This window comes from Blautia sp. HCP3S3_B11, from assembly GCF_052064435.1.
Classification (GTDB): domain Bacteria; phylum Bacillota; class Clostridia; order Lachnospirales; family Lachnospiraceae; genus Blautia_A.
Window position 1 is genome coordinate 131,340 of the sequence record NZ_JBQHVP010000006.1, and the last position, 19,478, is coordinate 150,817.

At 41.9% G+C, this 19,478-nt stretch carries 12 protein-coding genes and 1 tRNA gene; 12 read left to right on the forward strand and 1 reads right to left on the reverse strand.

Annotation, left to right across the window (positions count from 1 at the left end; genetic code table 11):
* Nucleotides 1-210: 210 nt before the first annotated feature.
* The 10 genes from ACTNC0_RS06290 (at nucleotide 211) to ACTNC0_RS06335 (ending at nucleotide 14,454) form a co-directional block, all read left to right on the forward strand.
* A complete protein-coding gene (locus tag ACTNC0_RS06290; RefSeq protein ID WP_441086731.1) occupies nucleotides 211-2,127 on the forward strand; it encodes a glycosyltransferase family 2 protein in 1,917 nt (638 codons plus the stop codon).
* The gene (locus ACTNC0_RS06295; protein WP_441086732.1) at nucleotides 2,109-3,065 is read left to right on the forward strand and encodes a glycosyltransferase family 2 protein; all 957 of its coding nucleotides are present in this window, start codon (nucleotides 2,109-2,111) and stop codon (nucleotides 3,063-3,065) included. The genes ACTNC0_RS06290 and ACTNC0_RS06295 overlap by 19 nt, the downstream gene beginning before the upstream one ends.
* A 163-nt stretch (nucleotides 3,066-3,228) precedes the next feature.
* Nucleotides 3,229-4,632, forward strand: a complete 1,404-nt coding sequence (locus ACTNC0_RS06300; RefSeq protein ID WP_441086733.1) for an undecaprenyl-phosphate glucose phosphotransferase — start codon at nucleotides 3,229-3,231, stop codon at nucleotides 4,630-4,632.
* 16 nt (nucleotides 4,633-4,648) lie between these two features.
* On the forward strand, nucleotides 4,649-6,106 hold the full coding sequence (locus tag ACTNC0_RS06305; protein WP_441086734.1) for an LCP family protein: 1,458 nt from the start codon (nucleotides 4,649-4,651) through the stop codon (nucleotides 6,104-6,106).
* Nucleotides 6,107-6,303: 197 nt separating this feature from the next.
* A complete protein-coding gene (locus tag ACTNC0_RS06310; RefSeq protein ID WP_118609607.1) occupies nucleotides 6,304-7,224 on the forward strand; it encodes a glycosyltransferase family 2 protein in 921 nt (306 codons plus the stop codon).
* 328 nt (nucleotides 7,225-7,552) lie between these two features.
* Nucleotides 7,553-8,968 (forward strand): S1C family serine protease, encoded by a 1,416-nt coding sequence (locus tag ACTNC0_RS06315; RefSeq protein WP_441086735.1) that lies wholly within the window; start codon nucleotides 7,553-7,555, stop codon nucleotides 8,966-8,968.
* Nucleotides 8,969-9,180: 212 nt separating this feature from the next.
* Entirely contained in the window at nucleotides 9,181-10,602 is a 1,422-nt protein-coding gene (gene clpX, locus ACTNC0_RS06320) for an ATP-dependent Clp protease ATP-binding subunit ClpX (RefSeq protein WP_441086737.1), read from the forward strand.
* A gap of 91 nt (nucleotides 10,603-10,693) precedes the next feature.
* A complete protein-coding gene (locus ACTNC0_RS06325) occupies nucleotides 10,694-11,320 on the forward strand; it encodes a DUF7575 domain-containing protein (protein ID WP_441086738.1) in 627 nt (208 codons plus the stop codon).
* A 307-nt stretch (nucleotides 11,321-11,627) separates the two neighbouring features.
* Nucleotides 11,628-13,121, forward strand: a complete 1,494-nt coding sequence (locus tag ACTNC0_RS06330) for a hypothetical protein (RefSeq protein WP_441086739.1) — start codon at nucleotides 11,628-11,630, stop codon at nucleotides 13,119-13,121.
* Nucleotides 13,122-13,314: 193 nt separating this feature from the next.
* Complete coding sequence (locus tag ACTNC0_RS06335; RefSeq protein ID WP_441086740.1) at nucleotides 13,315-14,454, forward strand: hypothetical protein; 1,140 nt, start codon at nucleotides 13,315-13,317, stop codon at nucleotides 14,452-14,454.
* Nucleotides 14,455-14,647: 193 nt separating this feature from the next.
* Here the strand turns inward: ACTNC0_RS06335 and ACTNC0_RS06340 are convergent.
* Nucleotides 14,648-14,731, reverse strand: a tRNA-Leu gene (locus ACTNC0_RS06340).
* A gap of 409 nt (nucleotides 14,732-15,140) precedes the next feature.
* Between ACTNC0_RS06340 and ACTNC0_RS06345 the strand changes: the two genes are divergently transcribed.
* Together ACTNC0_RS06345 and carB are read left to right on the forward strand one after the other, a co-directional pair.
* A complete protein-coding gene (locus ACTNC0_RS06345) occupies nucleotides 15,141-16,217 on the forward strand; it encodes a carbamoyl phosphate synthase small subunit (protein WP_441086741.1) in 1,077 nt (358 codons plus the stop codon).
* A complete protein-coding gene (carB, locus tag ACTNC0_RS06350) occupies nucleotides 16,217-19,432 on the forward strand; it encodes a carbamoyl-phosphate synthase large subunit (protein WP_118136944.1) in 3,216 nt (1,071 codons plus the stop codon). The genes ACTNC0_RS06345 and carB overlap by 1 nt, the downstream gene beginning before the upstream one ends.
* Nucleotides 19,433-19,478: the final 46 nt, after the last annotated feature.

Below are 19,478 nucleotides of genomic sequence, written 5' to 3' on the forward strand. Positions count from 1 at the left end.
TATATTAAAACTCCTGTTTTTTAGTTCCAGATTGCCTGCGGCAATGGAATTTTGGCTTGTATGTCTCGGATTTTGGCATATACATGCCAAAACACCTCGCGGGATAGGTGGCATGTGAACAGTAACAGTATAACACATTTAGCGTGTTTCTTGCAAAAAATATCATACAATGTTAAAATAAAAAATCATAGTAAAAATCGAGGTTAATATATGAGCAAAAAACAATCGGCAGGAGGAAAGATCCAGTGGTCAAAAATGCTGAAGAAACTTTCTCCGTATACGATTCAGAAAGGGTTTCGTTATCTGAAGCATTATGGTCCGAAAGAATTCTGGATCAGGCTGCATGAACGCTTTGAACCGGAAGAAGTGCCGTATGGTCCATGGTATGCGGCTTATGTTCCGGATGAAGAAGCACTTGAGAAACAAAGGAAACATAAATTCAACTATGCACCACTGATCAGTATCGCGGTGCCTGCCTATCAGACTCCCGTAGAATTTCTAAAGCAGATGATAGAATCACTGATCAGCCAGACTTACACAGGATGGGAATTGTGTATTGCGAATGCAAGTCCGGATAATGAAGAGATGCAGAGAGTTCTGGCAGATTATTCGGCAAAGGATGTCCGGGTAAGGTTTTGTAGCCTGAAAGAAAATCTTGGCATTGCGGAGAATACAAACCGTGCTTTTGCCATGGCAAAGGGCGAATTTATAGGACTTCTCGACCATGATGACTTGTTGGCTCCAAATGCATTGTATGAGATCGTGAATACACTGCAGGATCATCCGCAGGCAGATGCACTTTATACAGATGAGGATAAGGTAACGACAGATCTGGACGAGCATTTTCAGCCGCATCTGAAGCCGGACTTTAATCTGGATCTGCTGCGTTCAAATAACTATATCTGCCATTTCTTTGTAGTACGCAAAAGCATAGTAGAGAAAGCAGGAGGTTTCCGAAAAGAGTTTGATGGGGCACAGGATTATGATTTTATTTTCCGCTGCACAGAGAATGCCAGAGAAGTGCTGCATGTTCCGGAGATTTTGTATCACTGGAGAACGCATAAAGCGTCCACAGCAGATAATCCGGCCAGCAAGATGTACGCTTTTGAAGCGGGAAAGAGGGCAATAGAGGCTCATCTTGAGAGAACGGGTACGAAAGGTACTGTAAGCCATACACAGGATCTGGGGTTTTACCGGGTGAAATATCCGGTACAGGGAGAACCACTGGTTTCTGTGATCATTCCGAATAAAGATGAGAAAGAGACCCTGCAGACCTGTCTGGAGTCATTAAAGAAGAATACATCCTATCAGAACTTTGAAATCATAATCATAGAGAATAACAGTACGACAGGAGAGATTTTCAAATACTATAAAGAACTTTCCAGAGATCAGCAGATACATCTTCTGCGCTGGGGAAAAGAATTTAATTATTCTGCTATTAATAACTTTGGTGTAGCGCATGCCAGAGGAGAATATCTGCTTTTTTTGAACAATGATGTGAAATCTATTGAGCCGGACTGGATGGAAGAGATGCTTGGCGTATGCCAGAGACCGGAAGTCGGCGGTGTCGGAGCGAAGCTGATTTATCCTGACAATACGATTCAGCATGCGGGATGCGTGATTGGAATGGGCGGGATCGCAGGGCATATGTTTGTTGATATGCCGGCAGACCGTACGGGATACCTTCACAAGGCATCTCTGCTTCAGGATATGAGTGCAGTTACCGCAGCATGCCTGATGATGAAGAAAGAAGTATTTGAGCAGGCCGGAGGATTTACAGAAGAACTCGCAGTTGCATTTAATGATGTTGATCTGTGTCTGAAAGTACGAAAGAATAATCATCTGATCGTATACGATCCATATGCAAAGCTTTATCATATGGAATCAAAAACAAGAGGAGCCGAGGACAGTAAAGAGAAAGTACGTCGTTTTCAGACGGAAATTGAATATATGCGATGTCATTGGATGGACATCCTTAAAAACGGAGATCCCTATTATAATAAAAACCTGTCCCTTACCAAATGGAATTACTCTCTGAAGCCGATTCCCGGAATGGAGACTGCCGAAACAAGAAATGGACAGAAGAAAGAGAATACAGGGAGGAAATCATGCAGGAAGTATCAGTGATTATTCCGAACTTTAACGGGATGGCTTATCTGGATGGCGTACTTGCAGGCCTGGAGTGCCAGTCAGTGAATAATTTTGAAGTGATTCTGGTGGATAATGGATCAAGTGACGGAAGCTGCGCATTTGTTGCAGCGAGGTATCCATGGGTTCATCTGATCGAACTGCCGGAGAATTTTGGCTTTTGTAAAGCGGTCAATAAAGGGATAAAGGCATCCAGGGCACCGTATGTGCTGCTGTTGAATAATGATATAGAAGTAACTGAGAATTTTATAGAGGAAATGATCTTTGCCATTAAAAGACACCCGAAGGCTTTCTCATGTGCAGCCAGAATGATTCAGTTCCATGACAGAGACAAACTGGATGATGCAGGAAATTATTACTGTGCGCTTGGCTGGGCCTATGCCAGAGGAAAGGGAAAAGATATTCATACTTACGAGAAAGAAGAGAAGATCTTTGCATCCTGCGCAGGTGCGGCTATTTACAGAAAGAAGATTTTTGATAAGATCGGATACTTTGATGAAGAACATTTTGCATATCTCGAAGATATGGATGTAGGATACAGAGCAAGGATCCACGGATATGAAAACTGGTATGCACCGGATGCGATGGTATATCATGTGGGAAGCGGGACAAGCGGTTCCAGGTATAATCAATTTAAGATCCGCTATTCTTCCAGAAATAATATTTACCTGATCTATAAGAACATGCCGGTTTTGCAGATCATTATAAATCTTCCGTTCCTTGTGGTGGGATTTGGAATTAAAATTCTGTTTTTCGCATTAAAAGGATTTGGCAGAGAATATATAGCGGGAATTAAAAACGGTTTTCAGATCAGCAGAAAAAATCAAAAAGTATCTTTTAAACTTCGGAATTTACCGAACTATTTAAAGATACAGCTTGAATTATGGGTGAATATCTTCCGGCGCTTTCGCGGATGATAAGAAAAAGCAGTAAAAAATAACAAATAGCTTCATAGAAATTTTATAAAATTAAGAAGAAGATTTTATTGCTTTTGTAAATCAACTATTATAATATAGAAGCGATAGCAACTGTGACAAAGAGGATATGGCTACGAATTGATAAAAATGAGGTGACAAAAGATTGTTAAAAGACAATGAAAAGAATTTCAGTCGTCTCCATATGCTTGTTGATGCGATCGTACTGGTATTATCTTACTTTCTTGCGTGGCTGATTCGTTTTGTGGGACCTATGGCGGCAACGGCAGTCCGTACAAGAAGTTTTAAGCAGTACATGCTGATGCTGGTTCTCATTGTACCTGTATATTTGTTGCTGTATCAGGCATTTACATTGTACATTCCTATGCGGATGCAGGGGCGCCGACTTGTGCTGGCCAATATTATAAAGGCCAATTCACTCGGGCTCCTTATTCTCATGTTTACATTTTATATGATTGATGAAAGTGATTACTCACGTTCCACATATATTATGTTCTATGTGATTAATATCATACTTCAGTGGTGTGCCCGAATGCTGATATTTACCGTTCTCCGGGATATGCGTGAGAAGGGACTTAATCAGAAACAGATGATATGTGTAGGATACAGCCGTGCAGCAGAGGAATATATTGATCGTGTTCTTGCAAATCCTCAGTGGGGATACGTGATACGCGGAATACTTGATGACAACATACCGGCAGGCACAGAATACAAAGGTATTAAGGTTCTTGGAAGAATTGCCAATTTGAATGTGATACTTCCGGAAAACCGTTTGGATGAGATCGCGATCACTCTGGGGTTAAGCGAGTATTATCGCCTGGAAGAGATTGTGGCATTGTGTGAAAAGTCAGGAGTACACACGAAGTTTATTCCGGACTATAATAAGATTATTCCGACGAAACCATATACAGAGGATATTCTGGGACTTCCGGTCATCAACATCCGTTATGTGCCGTTAAACAATACATTCAATGCATTGGTCAAGCGCGCTATGGATATTGTTGGTTCAATCGTGGGAATTATTGTGACTTCACCATTGATGCTTCTGATGTGTCTGATTATCAAACTGACTTCGCCGGGGCCATTGATTTATAAACAGGAGAGAGTCGGACTTCACAATCAGACTTTCTGGATGTATAAATTCCGTTCTATGGAAGTACAGCCGGAGTCGGAAGAGAAGAAGGCATGGACAGTAAAGAATGATCCAAGAGTAACACCAATCGGAAAGTTTATGCGTCACACAAGCATTGATGAGCTTCCACAGCTTTTTAATATACTGAAAGGTAATATGAGTCTCGTGGGACCACGTCCGGAGCGACCATTTTTTGTGGAGAAATTCAGAGAAGAAATTCCAAGATATATGGTCAAACATCAGGTGCGTCCGGGACTTACCGGATGGGCGCAGGTAAATGGGTACCGTGGAGATACTTCCATAAGGAAAAGAATAGAATGTGACCTTTATTATATTGAAAACTGGAGTATCGGACTGGATATCAAGATCATATTCCTTACATTTTTCAAGGGATTTATAAACAAGAATGCATATTAAGATAAGGGGAAAGAGTATGGCTAAACCAGGAAAAAAGAGAAAAGTACTGTTTGTGCTTGAGATTATCGTACTGTTGCTGTTCATTGGCGGATTATATGTATATGGACAGATTTCCTCCAGACTGGATAAGATCGAACAGCCGGAACTGGATCAGGAAAAAGTAATCGTAAACCAGGAAGCACCGAAGATGACAGGATATAAGACCTATGTACTGTTTGGTATTGATACCAGAGGAGGGGGGTCTCAGTATTCTGCACAGAACAGTGATACAATGATCATTGTAAGTGTAAATAATGATACGAAAGAAGTACGAATGGTATCCATATACAGAGATACACTTCTGAATATTGGAGATGACACATATACAAAGGCAAATGCGGCTTATGCATATGGCGGACCGGAACAGGCGATTTCCATGTTAAATACAAACCTGGATCTGGATATCTCTGATTATGCTACAGCTGATTTCTCTGCGCTTGTAGAAGTAGTAGATGACCTTGGCGGTCTTGATATTCCGTTATCTTATGCTGAGATCGAGCATATGAATAACTATTGTGTAGAAACTTCCAAACTGACAGGAAAAGATTACACACCGATTGAGAAACCAGAACCAAAACCGGAAGATCAGGAAGCTACAGTTGGAACTTATCATCTGAATGGTGTACAGGTAACTTCTTACTGCCGTATCCGTTATACCGCAAGTCTGGATATGGGACGTACAGAACGTCAGAGACGTGTACTGGGAATGCTTTTTGATAAGGCAAAGATAGCAGGTCTTTCTTCTATCTTTAAGATCATGGATGATGTGTTCCCTATGGTAACGACTTCTCTTTCCAAGCAGGATATTCTGGGACTGATTCCTACTTTGGTTGGATATAAATTTACTGACAGTACAGGTTTCCCGCAGAAGTATAAATTCTCAAATATCAAAGGAAGTATTATCGTTCCTACAGATCTTGAGAACAACGTAGTTGAAATTCATAAGTTTCTGTACAATGATCAGGATTATACTCCATCTTCAGAGGTAGTTGCGCGCAGTAATAAGATTCTGGAGATCGTTGGTGGAGAGAGTAAGCTGGATGATGCTTCAACAGCTACATCCCAGCAGACGGATACCACTAATACAGCAGATACCTTTGTATGGTCTGGCGATAACAGTTCCGGAGGTACAGATTATAGTGGCGATTACAGCTATGATAATGACTATGATGATAGTTATGATAATGGCGGCAGCTATGATGATAACACCGGCGGTGGAGATTATGATAATGGCGGCGGTTATGACGATAACACCGGCGGCGGAGACTACGATAATGGCGGTGGTGATAATAATACCGGCGGTGATAATACCGGCGGTGATGATGGCGGCGGTGATGATGGCGGCGGCGATTATACCGGCGGAGATGACACCAGTGGCGATACCGGGTTTGATGACGGCGGAGGCGCAGATTCAGGAACAAGTTCAGAAGAGTAACCAGGAAACTGAATAAGATTACAAAAGAGGACCATCCATCGGTGAGGATGGTCCTCTTTTTCAGATAAGGAGCAGCGATGACGGATAATATTGATAAATATAACAAAGGTAATACGACAGTTAAGAATGGGGCAGATGGTCAGAAATCTGATAAAACGGATAACTTAGAGAATAATATTGAAGACAACGAGAGAAAGATGGTAGATGTGATCATTCCAACATATCGTCCGGCAAAGGAATTTGGAGAACTGCTTCACCGACTGGAGAAACAGGAATACCGTCCGAATAGAATTCTTGTCATGAATACAGGAAAAGAATATTGGAACAGTGAATGGGAGAACTATCCACTTCTTGAAGTTCATCATCTTGATCAGAAAGATTTTGACCACGGAGGAACCAGAAAGAGAGCTGCAGAGCTTTCGACAGCGGATATTATGGTTTTTATGACACAGGATGCACTTCCGGCAGACCGGAAAATGATCGGAAATCTGGTTCGCGCAGTCAGCAGGAATTCAGGTACGGGTGCGGCCTATGCGAGACAATTACCAAAAGCAGACTGCCGTTTTCTGGAACGTTATACCCGTTCGTTTAATTATCCGGAACAGTCTTCAGTCAAATCGCTGTCGGATGTTGAAACGTATGGAATCAAAACTTACTTTTGCTCCAATGTATGCGCAGCCTATGACAGAGAGATTTATCAAAAAATCGGTGGATTTGTAAACCGGGCGATTTTTAACGAGGATATGATCTATGCCGGAACAATGGTGCAGCAGGGTTATTCTGTGGCCTATACGGCAGATGCGAAAGTCTATCATTCTCATAATTATTCAGGAAAGCAGCAGTTTCACAGAAACTTTGATCTTGGTGTATCTCAGGCAGAACATCCGGAGATTTTTGAAGGCGTACCTTCCGAAGGAGAGGGAATCCGTCTGGTTAAAAAGAGTCTGAATTATCTGCTCAGAACAGGACATATCTGGCTGATTCCACAGCTGATCTGGCAGAGCGGAATGAAATATGCGGGATATTTTCTGGGAAAAAGATATAAAAAACTGCCACAAAAAGTGATTCTGGCATGTACGATGAGTCCGTATTACTGGAAGAAAAAAGACAGTGAATAACAGGAGAGATTCATAGTCTTGCAGAACACGCCAATTTACGATTATTGTCACATTTTGAACACAATTAGTTGCTATACTGAACCCATAATTTAAATGATGTTAGGGTCAAAAATTTTATCGTGCAAACATGAATGGCTTTTTGATGCTGGTATCATCTAAATACGATTATTGTCTGTTTTATATTATTGAGAACGGAATGAACGATAACCATTTTATGAGTATTACTTTTCAGATTTTTAAATGCCGAATGGAAAAATATTCGGACATATTTTGGGGAGTTCTTATTGACGGACAGTAATATAGAAAGGGACAGAAGGGAGCGGATTATATGAATGATGAGACAAACTGGGGTGAAGAGCAGAATAATCCCGGACAACAACCACCCAGATATCAGCATTATCAATTTCATGCAGAATCCCGGACGGCGTTGACAGCACCAGATCCCTCTGATCATAAAAAGAATCGAAATTCTTTTCAGAAAAAAGCAGGAACCACGATCGCACTGGCTGTGATTTTCGGGCTGGTGGCATCGGTAGTATTTCAGGCGGCAAACTTTACAGCGGACAGACTTTTCAATGCAGGCAAATCTGATGTCCAGATAAAAACCACGGAGAGTGTAGATCAGCAGGAGGCAACAACAGACAGTGCAGATGAGACTGCGACAGCTGCTTCTGAGAACGGAAATGTGGCAGCAGTAGCACAGGCTTCCATGCCCTCAGTAGTTGCGATTACTACAGTAAGTGTTCAGGAGATACCAAGTTTCTTTGGGTATGGTTCACGTCAGTATAAAAGCGCAGCAAGTGGTTCAGGAATTATCGTCGGGGATAATGATGATGAACTCCTGATCGCTACGAACAATCATGTGGTAGAGGGTGCGACAACGTTAAGCGTCTGCTTTATCGGAGATGATGTGTCAAGTGCGGAGACAGAGACAGTGAATGCCGGTGATAATGGAGATCTGAATGTGGAAGATGCGGTCAGTGCCAAGATTAAAGGTACCGATGCGGACAACGATCTGGCTGTAGTTGCAGTACAGAAAGCTGACATTCCGGAGGATACTCTGAATCAGATTAAGATAGCGCAGATAGGAAGTTCGGATGATTTAGTAGTTGGACAGCAGGTGGTTGCTATTGGTAATGCATTAGGGTATGGACAGTCTGTTACATCCGGATGGGTAAGTGCATTGAACAGAACAATTTCTACAGAAGATGGAACAGACAGTACAGGACTGATCCAGACCGATGCAGCAATCAATCCCGGAAACAGCGGAGGCGCACTGCTTGATATGAAAGGGCAGCTGATTGGAATCAATTCCGCAAAATATGCAGACAGTTCCGTAGAAGGCATGGGATATGCCATTCCAATTTCCAAGGCGAAACCAATTTTGGAGGATCTGATGAACCGTGAGACCAGAGAGAAGGTTGATACCAGCGAGAAAGGGTATCTGGGAGTTGTACTCGCAAACCTGACGACAGAAGCAATTCAGATGTATAATATGCCTACAGGTGCTTTCATAAGAGGTGTAGAAGAAGGTTCACCGGCAGAGGAAAGTGGTATTTGCAAGGGCGACATCATTGTGAAATTTGATGGCCAGAAAGTCAGCGATGGTGATGATTTGCTGGATAAATTACAATACTATAAATCCGGTGAGAAAATAGAAGCTGTTGTGGCAAGATCGGATAATGTAGAGTATAAGGAAAGTACAATAGAGCTGACTCTCGGAACCAGACCGGATAACGAATAAAAAATATATGGTATCCATATAAAAATTCAAAAAGGCATCGCCGTATGGTGGTGCCTTTTTCTGAATTTGGTTATTTATAAAAGTTTTATTTTGTGATGGAGACAGAGTATGGTATAATCCTATATAAGCAAATCAAAACCACGGACAGGTGTCTATTAATGAACTGGGTATAATTTGCTTTTGAATGTGAATAAGCATAGAAAGGAGTCATTATGAGCGAGAACTATAATGATGATGAAATAATAGATAACGATACAGATGATGGAGAAGAGAAGAAAGATAAAGCAGAGAAATTCTGTTTCCTTTGCCGCAGACCGGAGAGTAAGGCTGGCCCGATGATTGAACTGCCGAATAATATCCACGTCTGCACAGATTGTATGCAGAAGAGCTTTAATTCTATGAATCAGCAGTTCAATGACGGAAAATTTAATTATTCAGATCTTCTGAATATGCCTAATGTAAGTATGATCGATCTGAGCAGTTTCCAGAATCCTGTTCAGCAGCCGAAGAAGGCCAGGAAAAAAAAGAAAGAGGAGAAGCCGGTTCTGGATCTTAAGAATATTCCGGCTCCGCATAAAATCAAAGAAACTCTTGACCAGTATGTGATCGGTCAGGACAAGGCTAAGAAAGTAATGTCTGTGGCTGTTTACAATCATTATAAGCGTGTGGCGACGGACACTATGGATGAGATCGAAATCGAGAAGTCCAACATGCTGATGATCGGACCTACCGGATGCGGTAAGACCTATCTTGTAAAGACACTCGCGAAACTTCTTGATGTACCGCTTGCTATCGCTGATGCAACGTCTCTTACAGAAGCCGGATATATCGGTGATGATATAGAGAGTGTTGTTTCCAAGCTGCTGGCGGCGGCAGACAATGATGTGGAGCGTGCAGAACATGGCATTATTTTCATTGATGAGATCGATAAGATCGCGAAGAAAAAGAATACCAATCAGCGAGATGTCAGTGGTGAGGCTGTGCAGCAGGGAATGCTGAAACTTCTTGAGGGAAGTGAAGTGGAAGTCCCGGTAGGAGCAAACAGCAAAAATGCGATGGTGCCGCTTGTAACGGTAAATACACGTAATATTCTGTTTATCTGTGGCGGCGCTTTCCCGGATCTGGAGAACATCATCAAGGAAAGACTGAATAAACAGGCATCCATTGGCTTCTATGCAGATCTTAAAGACAAATATGACAATGATCCACATATTCTTCAGAAAGTAACCGTGGAGGATATCCGTAACTTTGGAATGATACCGGAATTTATTGGACGACTTCCGATTATTTTCACTCTGGATGGCCTGACTGAGGATATGCTGGTGAAGATTCTGAAAGAGCCTAAGAATGCGATACTTAAGCAGTATCAGAAGCTTCTGGCACTGGATGAAGTAAAACTGGAGTTTGAAGACGGAGCACTTCACGCGATTGCAGCAAAGGCATTAAAGAAAGATACAGGTGCCAGAGCACTTCGCGCGATTCTGGAGGAATACATGCTTGATATCATGTATGAGATTCCAAAGGATGACAGCATAGGTGAGGTAGTGATCACGAAAGAATACATAGAAGGAAATGGGGGTCCGAGAATCCTTCTTCGTGGTCAGGGACCTGTACTGCTGGAGGGCGTTCACTGATTGTAAATATCCGTTTGGCTGTAGCCGCGAAACAACGGGTAATTATAGATGAATAAGCAACTGTAAATTAATTTGGAAAGGGGCAGATATTATGGCAGCAGAAATTATTGACGGATTGGTTAAAACACTTTCAAAAACAACCAAAGAAATCGGAAAGGCCACCAAAGAATTAGGCGCCCGCGCAGAACAGGGCATCGAAGCACAGAAAATCAGAAATAAGATTGCCGGTGAAGAACGCATTATTGAGAAGATTAAGGTGGATATCGGTGATGTCATTTACAGAAGACACTCTCAGGGTGATGGAATTGACAGTGAACTGAGCGCTTTGTGCCAGGAAATCGACCAGCACTATCTGAAAGTCAGAGAATACAAAGACAGTGCTGCCAATATAAAAGGGCAGAAGATCTGTCCTTCCTGCGAGCGGGAAGTTGATATCAATGTAAGCTTTTGTCCATATTGCGGAACTCCATGTCCGACTCCGGAACCGGCAAAGGATGTAGAGGGTGACACGGTATCTTCTGAGGAAGACTCTGAAGATGGGAGTTGTGGGACTGAGAAAGCGCAGGCAGAAGAAGTACAGCCAGAAGAGCCAAAAACAGAAGAGTCTGCAGAAGCAGGTTCAGCACAGGAACAGCCAGTGGAAGAATCAACAGTGGAAGAAGAGACAGTGGAAGAACCGGAAGCAGAAAAAGTAACAGAAGAAGATACAGATAAATAACAGAAGAAAGCCGCTGCCAGAGAAATGCATTTATTAATTTCGATACAGCGGCTTCCCGTATGTGCCCTAAGTACAGCGAATATTAAGTAACCTGAGTCTGTTATTGCTCATTCCGTGTCCGGCAACACACTTCGCAATGCACAGTAACCTGAATTTTACAAAATTGTAAAAAAATTACATTATAATTAAAAATGTATTGCAAAAGACAGGGGTATATGATAACCTTATATCGTATCAGAGGGTACAAAAACCGTTACTGGGAACGAAGTAAACAGTAACCTAAAAATCAGGAACAGGAGAGGTAAAGATGAAAAACAGAAAATTATATCAGTTATTTGTCGCAAGTGTGATCAGTGCAACAATGATGACTTCAGGTGTTTGTGTCAATGCAGCTGATTTTGATGACAATACATCTGCAGTGGCAGAACAGACAACTGATGCAGGAGAAGAGACTCCGGATGTAGATGATACTTCTGAATTTCAGTCAGATGCAGCAGAGGCAACTGCCGCAGTAGCTGTCAATTCTACAAATTTTCCAGATGCGAAATTCCGTCAGTATATTTTAGACAATATTGATACTAACAAAGATAAAAAACTTGCTGCTTCAGAAATCAGCGCTGTTACCAAAATCGATATAACAGGATTAGGCGTTGCGAATCTGAAAGGCATTGAGAGATTTACAGCTCTTACAGAACTGTATGCTTCCGGCAATAAGTTAAAAACGGTAAGTCTGACAAAGAATACCAAACTGACTGCCATAAATCTGAGTAAGAACAGCTTAAGCGGAACATTAGACCTCAGCAAATGTACAAGCCTGCAGACAGTAAGATATTCTAACAACAGTCTGACAAAAGTAACAATGCCATCAAAGAAATATCTGAAGAACTTAGATTATGTTGATGCAAGTTACAACAAATTTAAAACTCAGGCAAATGCAGGACTGAATATCGGAGACAGCGAGGCACTTCCGAATCTGTCAGAGGTTGATGCATCTCACAATGCGATTACTTCCTTTAACTGTGCCGGATTTAAAGGAATCCTGGATCTGCGAAATAATAAGATCACTACATTGGCATTATCCAATGCGACAGAAGGATGTCAGGCAACATCACTTTTCCTTGATGGAAATACATTAAGCAAAACATCTTCCGTAGATTTCACACCGGAATGGATCAGTGAGCCACAGCAGTTCAGCTGTGATTCAAAAGTGGCATCTAAAGTAAAGATGGTTAAGGCGAAAGCTTCAGCAGGCACATCATGGAACCAGATATCATTAAGTATTGGCTCCAGCTCTGAGGATGCTACTTATAAGCTTGAGAGAAAAGCAGGAAATGGCGCATATACAACGATTAAAACATGGGGCGAAGGAGAACTTGACGATCCTGAATTCGGCGAGACCTATGATGACACAACAGTTACTGCAGGAACAAGTTATACATATAAACTTACAGCGACTGTAAAGATTCAGGATAAGAATAAAAATGACAAATCCTGGTCTAACTCAGTAGAGGTGAAAGCAAAAGCTGCATCAGCGAAACCAACAGTTACTGTGAAATCATCTAAAAAAGGATATGTAACTGCCAGCTGGAGTGCTGCGGATGTAGAAGGATACGATGTATATTATGGAACATCAAAAACTTCTATTAAAAAAGAATTAGCGAAAGGAACAACTAAAAAGAGTGCATCCAAGAGACTTACAAGTGGAAAGACTTATTATTTCAGAGCACGCGCTTACAAAACTGTAAATGGAAAGAAAGTATATACAGACTACAGTTCTGTAAAGAAAATAAAAATTAAATAAATGACATTTAAGAGCCGGCAGATGTGAAAGCAGATATCTTTTACAGAGCCGGCTTTTTGTATCACAGGAACATTACGGAGTAATTTCCATGATATAAAAAGCCCTCCGGGCAGGATTGTTTCTTACACTGCTCTCAGACAGCCGGCGAAAGCGGAGCACTGATATCCGGCTGAAGGGAATAGGAGGGATATTTTTGAAGAAACTTTTTAAATTCGGGTATAAAATAACCATTTGTTTTGTAATGATGCTGATACTGCAGACAGGAATGATAACAGCAGTATATGGTGCTGCCAAAAAACCGGAAACCCCTGTGCTGAGTGGAAAGGCCAGTGGAAATGAAGTAATGCTTACATGGAATAAAGTAAAGCGGGCTTCCGGATATCATATTTTTTTATACTATAAAGCCTATGGAAAGTATAAATGCGTGGGCAGAATTAAAGACAAGAATATCACGAGTTTTAAACTGACAGGTTCTACAGATAAAATATATACATATAAAATACGTTCCTATCTGAAATCGGGCAGTGAAACTTTGTATAGCCCGTTTTCAAAAATATTAGAGATAAAAACAGCACCCGGAAAACCAGTTATTACCCGGACACAAGTAAAAGAAGAAGGAGTTTCTGTGCGGTGGAAAAAAATCAATTCAGCACAGGGATACCAGGTGTTCAGATCAGAAAAAATGAATGGTGGATATAAGAGAATCAAAGTGATTTCCGGTAATAGTACATTTAGTTATCTTGACACAGAAGCTGTCTGTGGAAAGACTTATTATTACAAAATACGGGCATATGTAAAAAATCAGGGAAATGTAGTATGCTCTGAATCAAGTGATTCTGCAAAAGCGGTTCAGCGAACAACGGTCATGATCGGAGATTCAAGAACAGATATGATGAAAGATGTTGTTGAGAATGATAAGATCACATGGATCTGTGAAGTTGGTATGGGATATAAATGGCTCAGAGATACAGCACTGAAAGAACTACAGGAACAGATGAAAGGAAATGAGGACATTTTTATCTGGCTTGGTGTAAATGATGTATATAATATTTCAAACTATATCAGCCTGCTAAATGAAGAGGTACCAAAGTGGAAAGCAAAAGGAGCGAATGTGTATATTGTGGCAGTGGGACAGGTGACTAAGGATCCTTATGTGACAAATGAAGAAATCGAAGAATTTAATTCCAGGATGAAAAATGAAGTTGCCAATGTGAAATATCTGGATCTCTATTCTTATTTAAAGAAAAATGGATATCGAACGACAGATGGAACGCATTACGATAACGAGACTACATGGAAGACATACAGATATCTGATGTCTTTTGTATCATGAGAGAACCTGTTATATTGCCTTCATTCAGACAAACCTGTTGCAAATGTGACGCATATCTTACAGAAAGTCTTTTTTCAGGCATGCTCTGGTGTAGATAGTATACAGATTGCAGAAATGATTTTTTAAACATATTCTGGTATATAAAAGAAAAATGGGAAGTCTTGTTAAAAGACTTCCCATAAATAAAAAACAATGCAGAAGATGGGACTTGAACCCACACGATATTGCTACCACAGGCACCTGAAGCCTGCGCGTCTGCCAATTCCGCCACTTCTGCATTTCTTATTTATCAATCGCTCTCTCGCGACTGCTCATTTATAATAACCGATGTATGGATAAAAGTCAATAGTTTTTTTAAAATTTTTTTAATTTTTTTTACAGTATCCTCAAAACGCACAATTTGTTACGTAGAAGTGCAAGCTTCTTCTGATAAACTGCGGAGCTGTTATTCGGTGTAGAGCTGCACAGAGAAGAGGATGATTTAAATTATAGAGGTAGTTGGATATGAGAAAGCAGTGAATGTATGTGATCGGATCTGCCTGAAATTACAAAAAAGTTTTTGATATCAACTTAATTATTTTTAGTATCTTATAAGGTTGAAAAAAGCACTTTGCTGTGATACAATCTTGAAGATTTAGGAAAAAATAAGTGATAGACACAATATAAAGATAAGAAAGGGAGATTGTATGAAAGCATTTCTGATATTAGAAGATGGCCATGTGTTTAAAGGTACAAGCATTGGTTCGACAAGAGACGTTATCAGCGAAATCGTCTTTAATACTTCCATGACCGGTTATCTGGAGGTAATGACCGACCCTTCCTATGCAGGACAGGCAGTATGTATGACCTATCCCCTCATTGGGAACTACGGAATCTGTTATGATGACCAGGAGTCATCAAAACCATGGGTGGACGGCTTTATTGTCCGCGAATTATCCCGTGTCCCAAGTAATTTCAGAAGCGTGGACACGATTCAGCATTTCTTAACAAAGCATGATATTCCAGGTATTGCCGGAATTGATACCAGAGCCTTAACGAAGATCCTTCGTGAGAAAGGTACCATGAACGGTATGATCACCGTCAATGAAAATTACGATTTAGATACAATTATCCCCCAGTTAAAAGCATATACAACAGGTAAGGTAGTAGAGAAGGTAACATGCCGTGAGAAAGAAATCTTAAAAGGTGATGGTCCGAAAGTAGCCCTTCTTGATCTTGGAGCAAAGAGAAACATCGCACGTTCCCTGAATAAGAGAGGATGCGAAGTCACCATTTATCCGGCACTGACACCGGCAGAAGAGATTCTTGCAGCAAATCCGGACGGCATTATGTTAAGTAACGGTCCTGGAGATCCGAAGGAATGTACTTCTATTATTAAAGAAATCAAGAAATTATATGATTCCGATGTTCCGATCTTTGCAATCTGTCTTGGACATCAGTTGATGGCACTTGCAACAGGCGGAGATACCCATAAGATGAAATACGGACACAGAGGCGGAAACCATCCGGTCAAAGACCTTGCGACAGGACGCGTTTATATCTCTTCCCAGAACCATGGATATGTAGTAGATGCCAAGGGACTTGAGGAGAAGAATATTGCAAAACCTGCATTTATCAATGTAAACGACGGAACAAACGAAGGTATGGCATACGAAGGAAAGAACATCTTTACTGTACAGTTCCATCCGGAAGCATGCCCGGGACCGCAGGATTCCAGCTACCTGTTTGACAGATTTATGGATATGATGGGAGGAAATAAATAATGCCAAGAAATAAAGACATTAAAAAAGTACTTGTAATTGGTTCCGGCCCGATTATCATCGGCCAGGCAGCAGAGTTTGACTATGCAGGAACACAGGCATGCCGTTCCCTTAAAGAAGAAGGCATTGAGGTTGTTCTTCTTAACTCCAACCCTGCAACCATCATGACAGATAAAGATATCGCTGACAGAGTTTATATCGAGCCTCTGACAGTAGAAGTAGTAGAACAGCTTATCCTGAAAGAGAAACCGGACAGCGTCCTTCCTACACTGGGCGGCCAGGCGGGATTAAACCTTGCCATGGAGCTGGATGAGAAAGGTTTCCTGAAAGAACACAATATAAGACTGATCGGTACCACAGCTCTGACCATCAAGAAGGCAGAGGACCGTCAGGAATTTAAAGATACCATGGAGAAGATCGGTGAGCCGATTGCAGCATCCAAGGTTGTTACAACAGTAGAAGATGGTCTTGCATTTACGAATACCATCGGTTATCCGGTAGTTCTCCGTCCTGCTTACACACTCGGCGGAAGCGGCGGCGGTATCGCTCATAATGAATATGAACTTCGTGAAATTCTGGAAAACGGTCTCCGTCTTTCACGTGTAGGTGAAGTTCTGGTAGAGCGCTGCATCGCAGGATGGAAAGAGATTGAATATGAAGTAATGCGTGACAGCGCAGGAAACTGCATCACAGTCTGCAACATGGAGAACATTGATCCGGTTGGTGTCCACACAGGTGACTCTATCGTAGTTGCTCCATCTCAGACACTGGGAGATAAAGAATATCAGATGCTCCGTACTTCAGCCCTGAACATCATCACAGAACTTGGAATCACAGGTGGATGTAATGTTCAGTACGCTCTGAAACCGGACAGCTTTGAATACTGTGTAATCGAGGTTAACCCACGTGTAAGCCGTTCTTCCGCACTTGCAAGTAAAGCAACCGGTTACCCAATCGCAAAGGTTGCAGCAAAGATAGCCCTGGGCTACACACTGGATGAGATTCCGAATGCGATCACAGGAAAAACATATGCAAGTTTCGAGCCAATGCTTGACTACTGCGTAGTTAAGATCCCGAGACTTCCATTTGATAAATTTATTACTGCAAAGAGAACCCTTACTACTCAGATGAAGGCAACAGGTGAGGTTATGAGTATCTGCCATAACTTCGAAGGTGCCCTGATGAAGGCCATCCGTTCTCTTGAGCAGCACGTAGACAGCCTGATGTCCTACGATTTTACACAGCTTACAGACGAGGAACTTCTTGCAGAGCTGGAAATCGTAGATGACCGCAGAATCTGGAAGATTGCAGAAGCAATCCGCCGTGGCATGCCACAGTCCATGCTTCATGACATTACTCAGATTGACATCTGGTTCATTGATAAGATTGCAATCCTCGTCGGAATGGAAAATGCCCTCAAGACAAGAAAGCTTACAAAAGAGCTTCTGCTTGAAGCAAAACGCATGGAATTCCCGGATTACATCGTTGCCCGCCTGACAGGTAAAACAGAAGAAGAGATTAAAGCTCTTCGTGAAGAATACCAGATCAAGGCAGCATACAAGATGGTTGATACCTGTGCAGCAGAGTTTGCAGCAGCAACACCATATTATTACTCAGTATACGGTGATGAAGGTACAGAGAATGAAGCGGTAGCAACACCGGATAAGAAAAAAATCCTGGTACTTGGTTCCGGTCCGATTCGTATCGGTCAGGGTATCGAGTTCGACTTCTGTTCCGTACACTGTACATGGGCATTTGCAAAAGAAGGCTATGAGACGATCATCATCAACAACAACCCGGAAACAGTAAGTACAGACTTTGATATCGCAGACAAACTGTATTTCGAGCCTCTGACACCGGAAGATGTTGAGAACGTTGTAAATATCGAGAAACCGGACGGAGCAGTCGTACAGTTCGGTGGACAGACAGCTATCAAGCTTACAGAAGCACTTACAAAGATGGGTGTTAAGATTCTCGGAACATCTGCTGAGAACGTAGATGCAGCAGAAGACAGAGAACTCTTTGATGAGATCCTTGAGAAATGCGAAATCCCGAGACCAAAGGGACAGACAGTATTTACTGCTGAGGAAGCTAAGAAAGCAGCAAATGAGCTGGGCTATCCTGTTCTGGTTCGTCCTTCCTATGTACTTGGTGGTCAGGGCATGAGAATCGCTGTAAGCGATGAGGACGTAGAAGAGTATATCGGTGTGATCAACCAGATCGCACAGGAGCACCCGATCCTTGTTGATAAATATCTGATGGGTAAGGAAATCGAAGTCGATGCAGTATGCGACGGCGAGGATATCCTGATTCCTGGTATCATGGAGCATATCGAACGTGCCGGAATCCATTCCGGTGACAGTATCTCTGTATACCCGGCAAAGACCATCAGTGAGAAAGCAAAAGAGACAATTGCAGAATATACCAGACGTCTTGCCAGAGCTCTTCATGTAATCGGTATGATCAACATCCAGTTCATCGTTCTTGGAGATGATGTATATGTAATCGAGGTTAACCCGCGTTCCAGCCGTACTGTACCGTACATCAGTAAGGTAACCGGTATTCCGATCGTTCCGCTTGCAACAAAAGTAATCCTTGGATACAAGCTGAAAGATATGGGCTATGAACCGGGACTTCAGCCGGAAGCAAAACACTATGCGATCAAGATGCCTGTATTCTCATTTGAGAAGATCCGCGGCGCTGATATCAGCCTTGGACCGGAAATGAAGTCAACAGGTGAGTGCCTTGGTATTGCTGAGACATTCAATGAAGCGCTTTACAAAGCATTTATCGGAGCTGGTATCCGTCTTCCGAAACACAAAAACATGATCATCACTGTTAAAGACGAAGACAAACAGGATATCATCCCTATCGCAAGAAGATTCGAAGCACTTGGATACAGAATCTATGCTACACTGGGAACTGCAAAAGTCCTCAAAGAAAACGGAATCAAAGTCATCCGTACAAATAAGCTGGAGCAGCCTGCACCGAACCTTATGGACCTTATCCTTGGTCATAAGATCGACGTTGTCATTGATACTCCACCACAGGGTGTAGAACATCAGAAAGATGGTTTCGTCATCAGACGTAACGCCATCGAGACAGGTGTCAATGTCCTTACTTCTCTGGATACAGCAGAAGCACTGGCAACCAGTCTTGAGAACACAGACCTGAATAATTTATCTCTTATTGATATTGCTACGATCGCAAGAAGATAATTTTAAAGCAGATAAATGATATAGTATAAAATGAAAAGACAGCAGT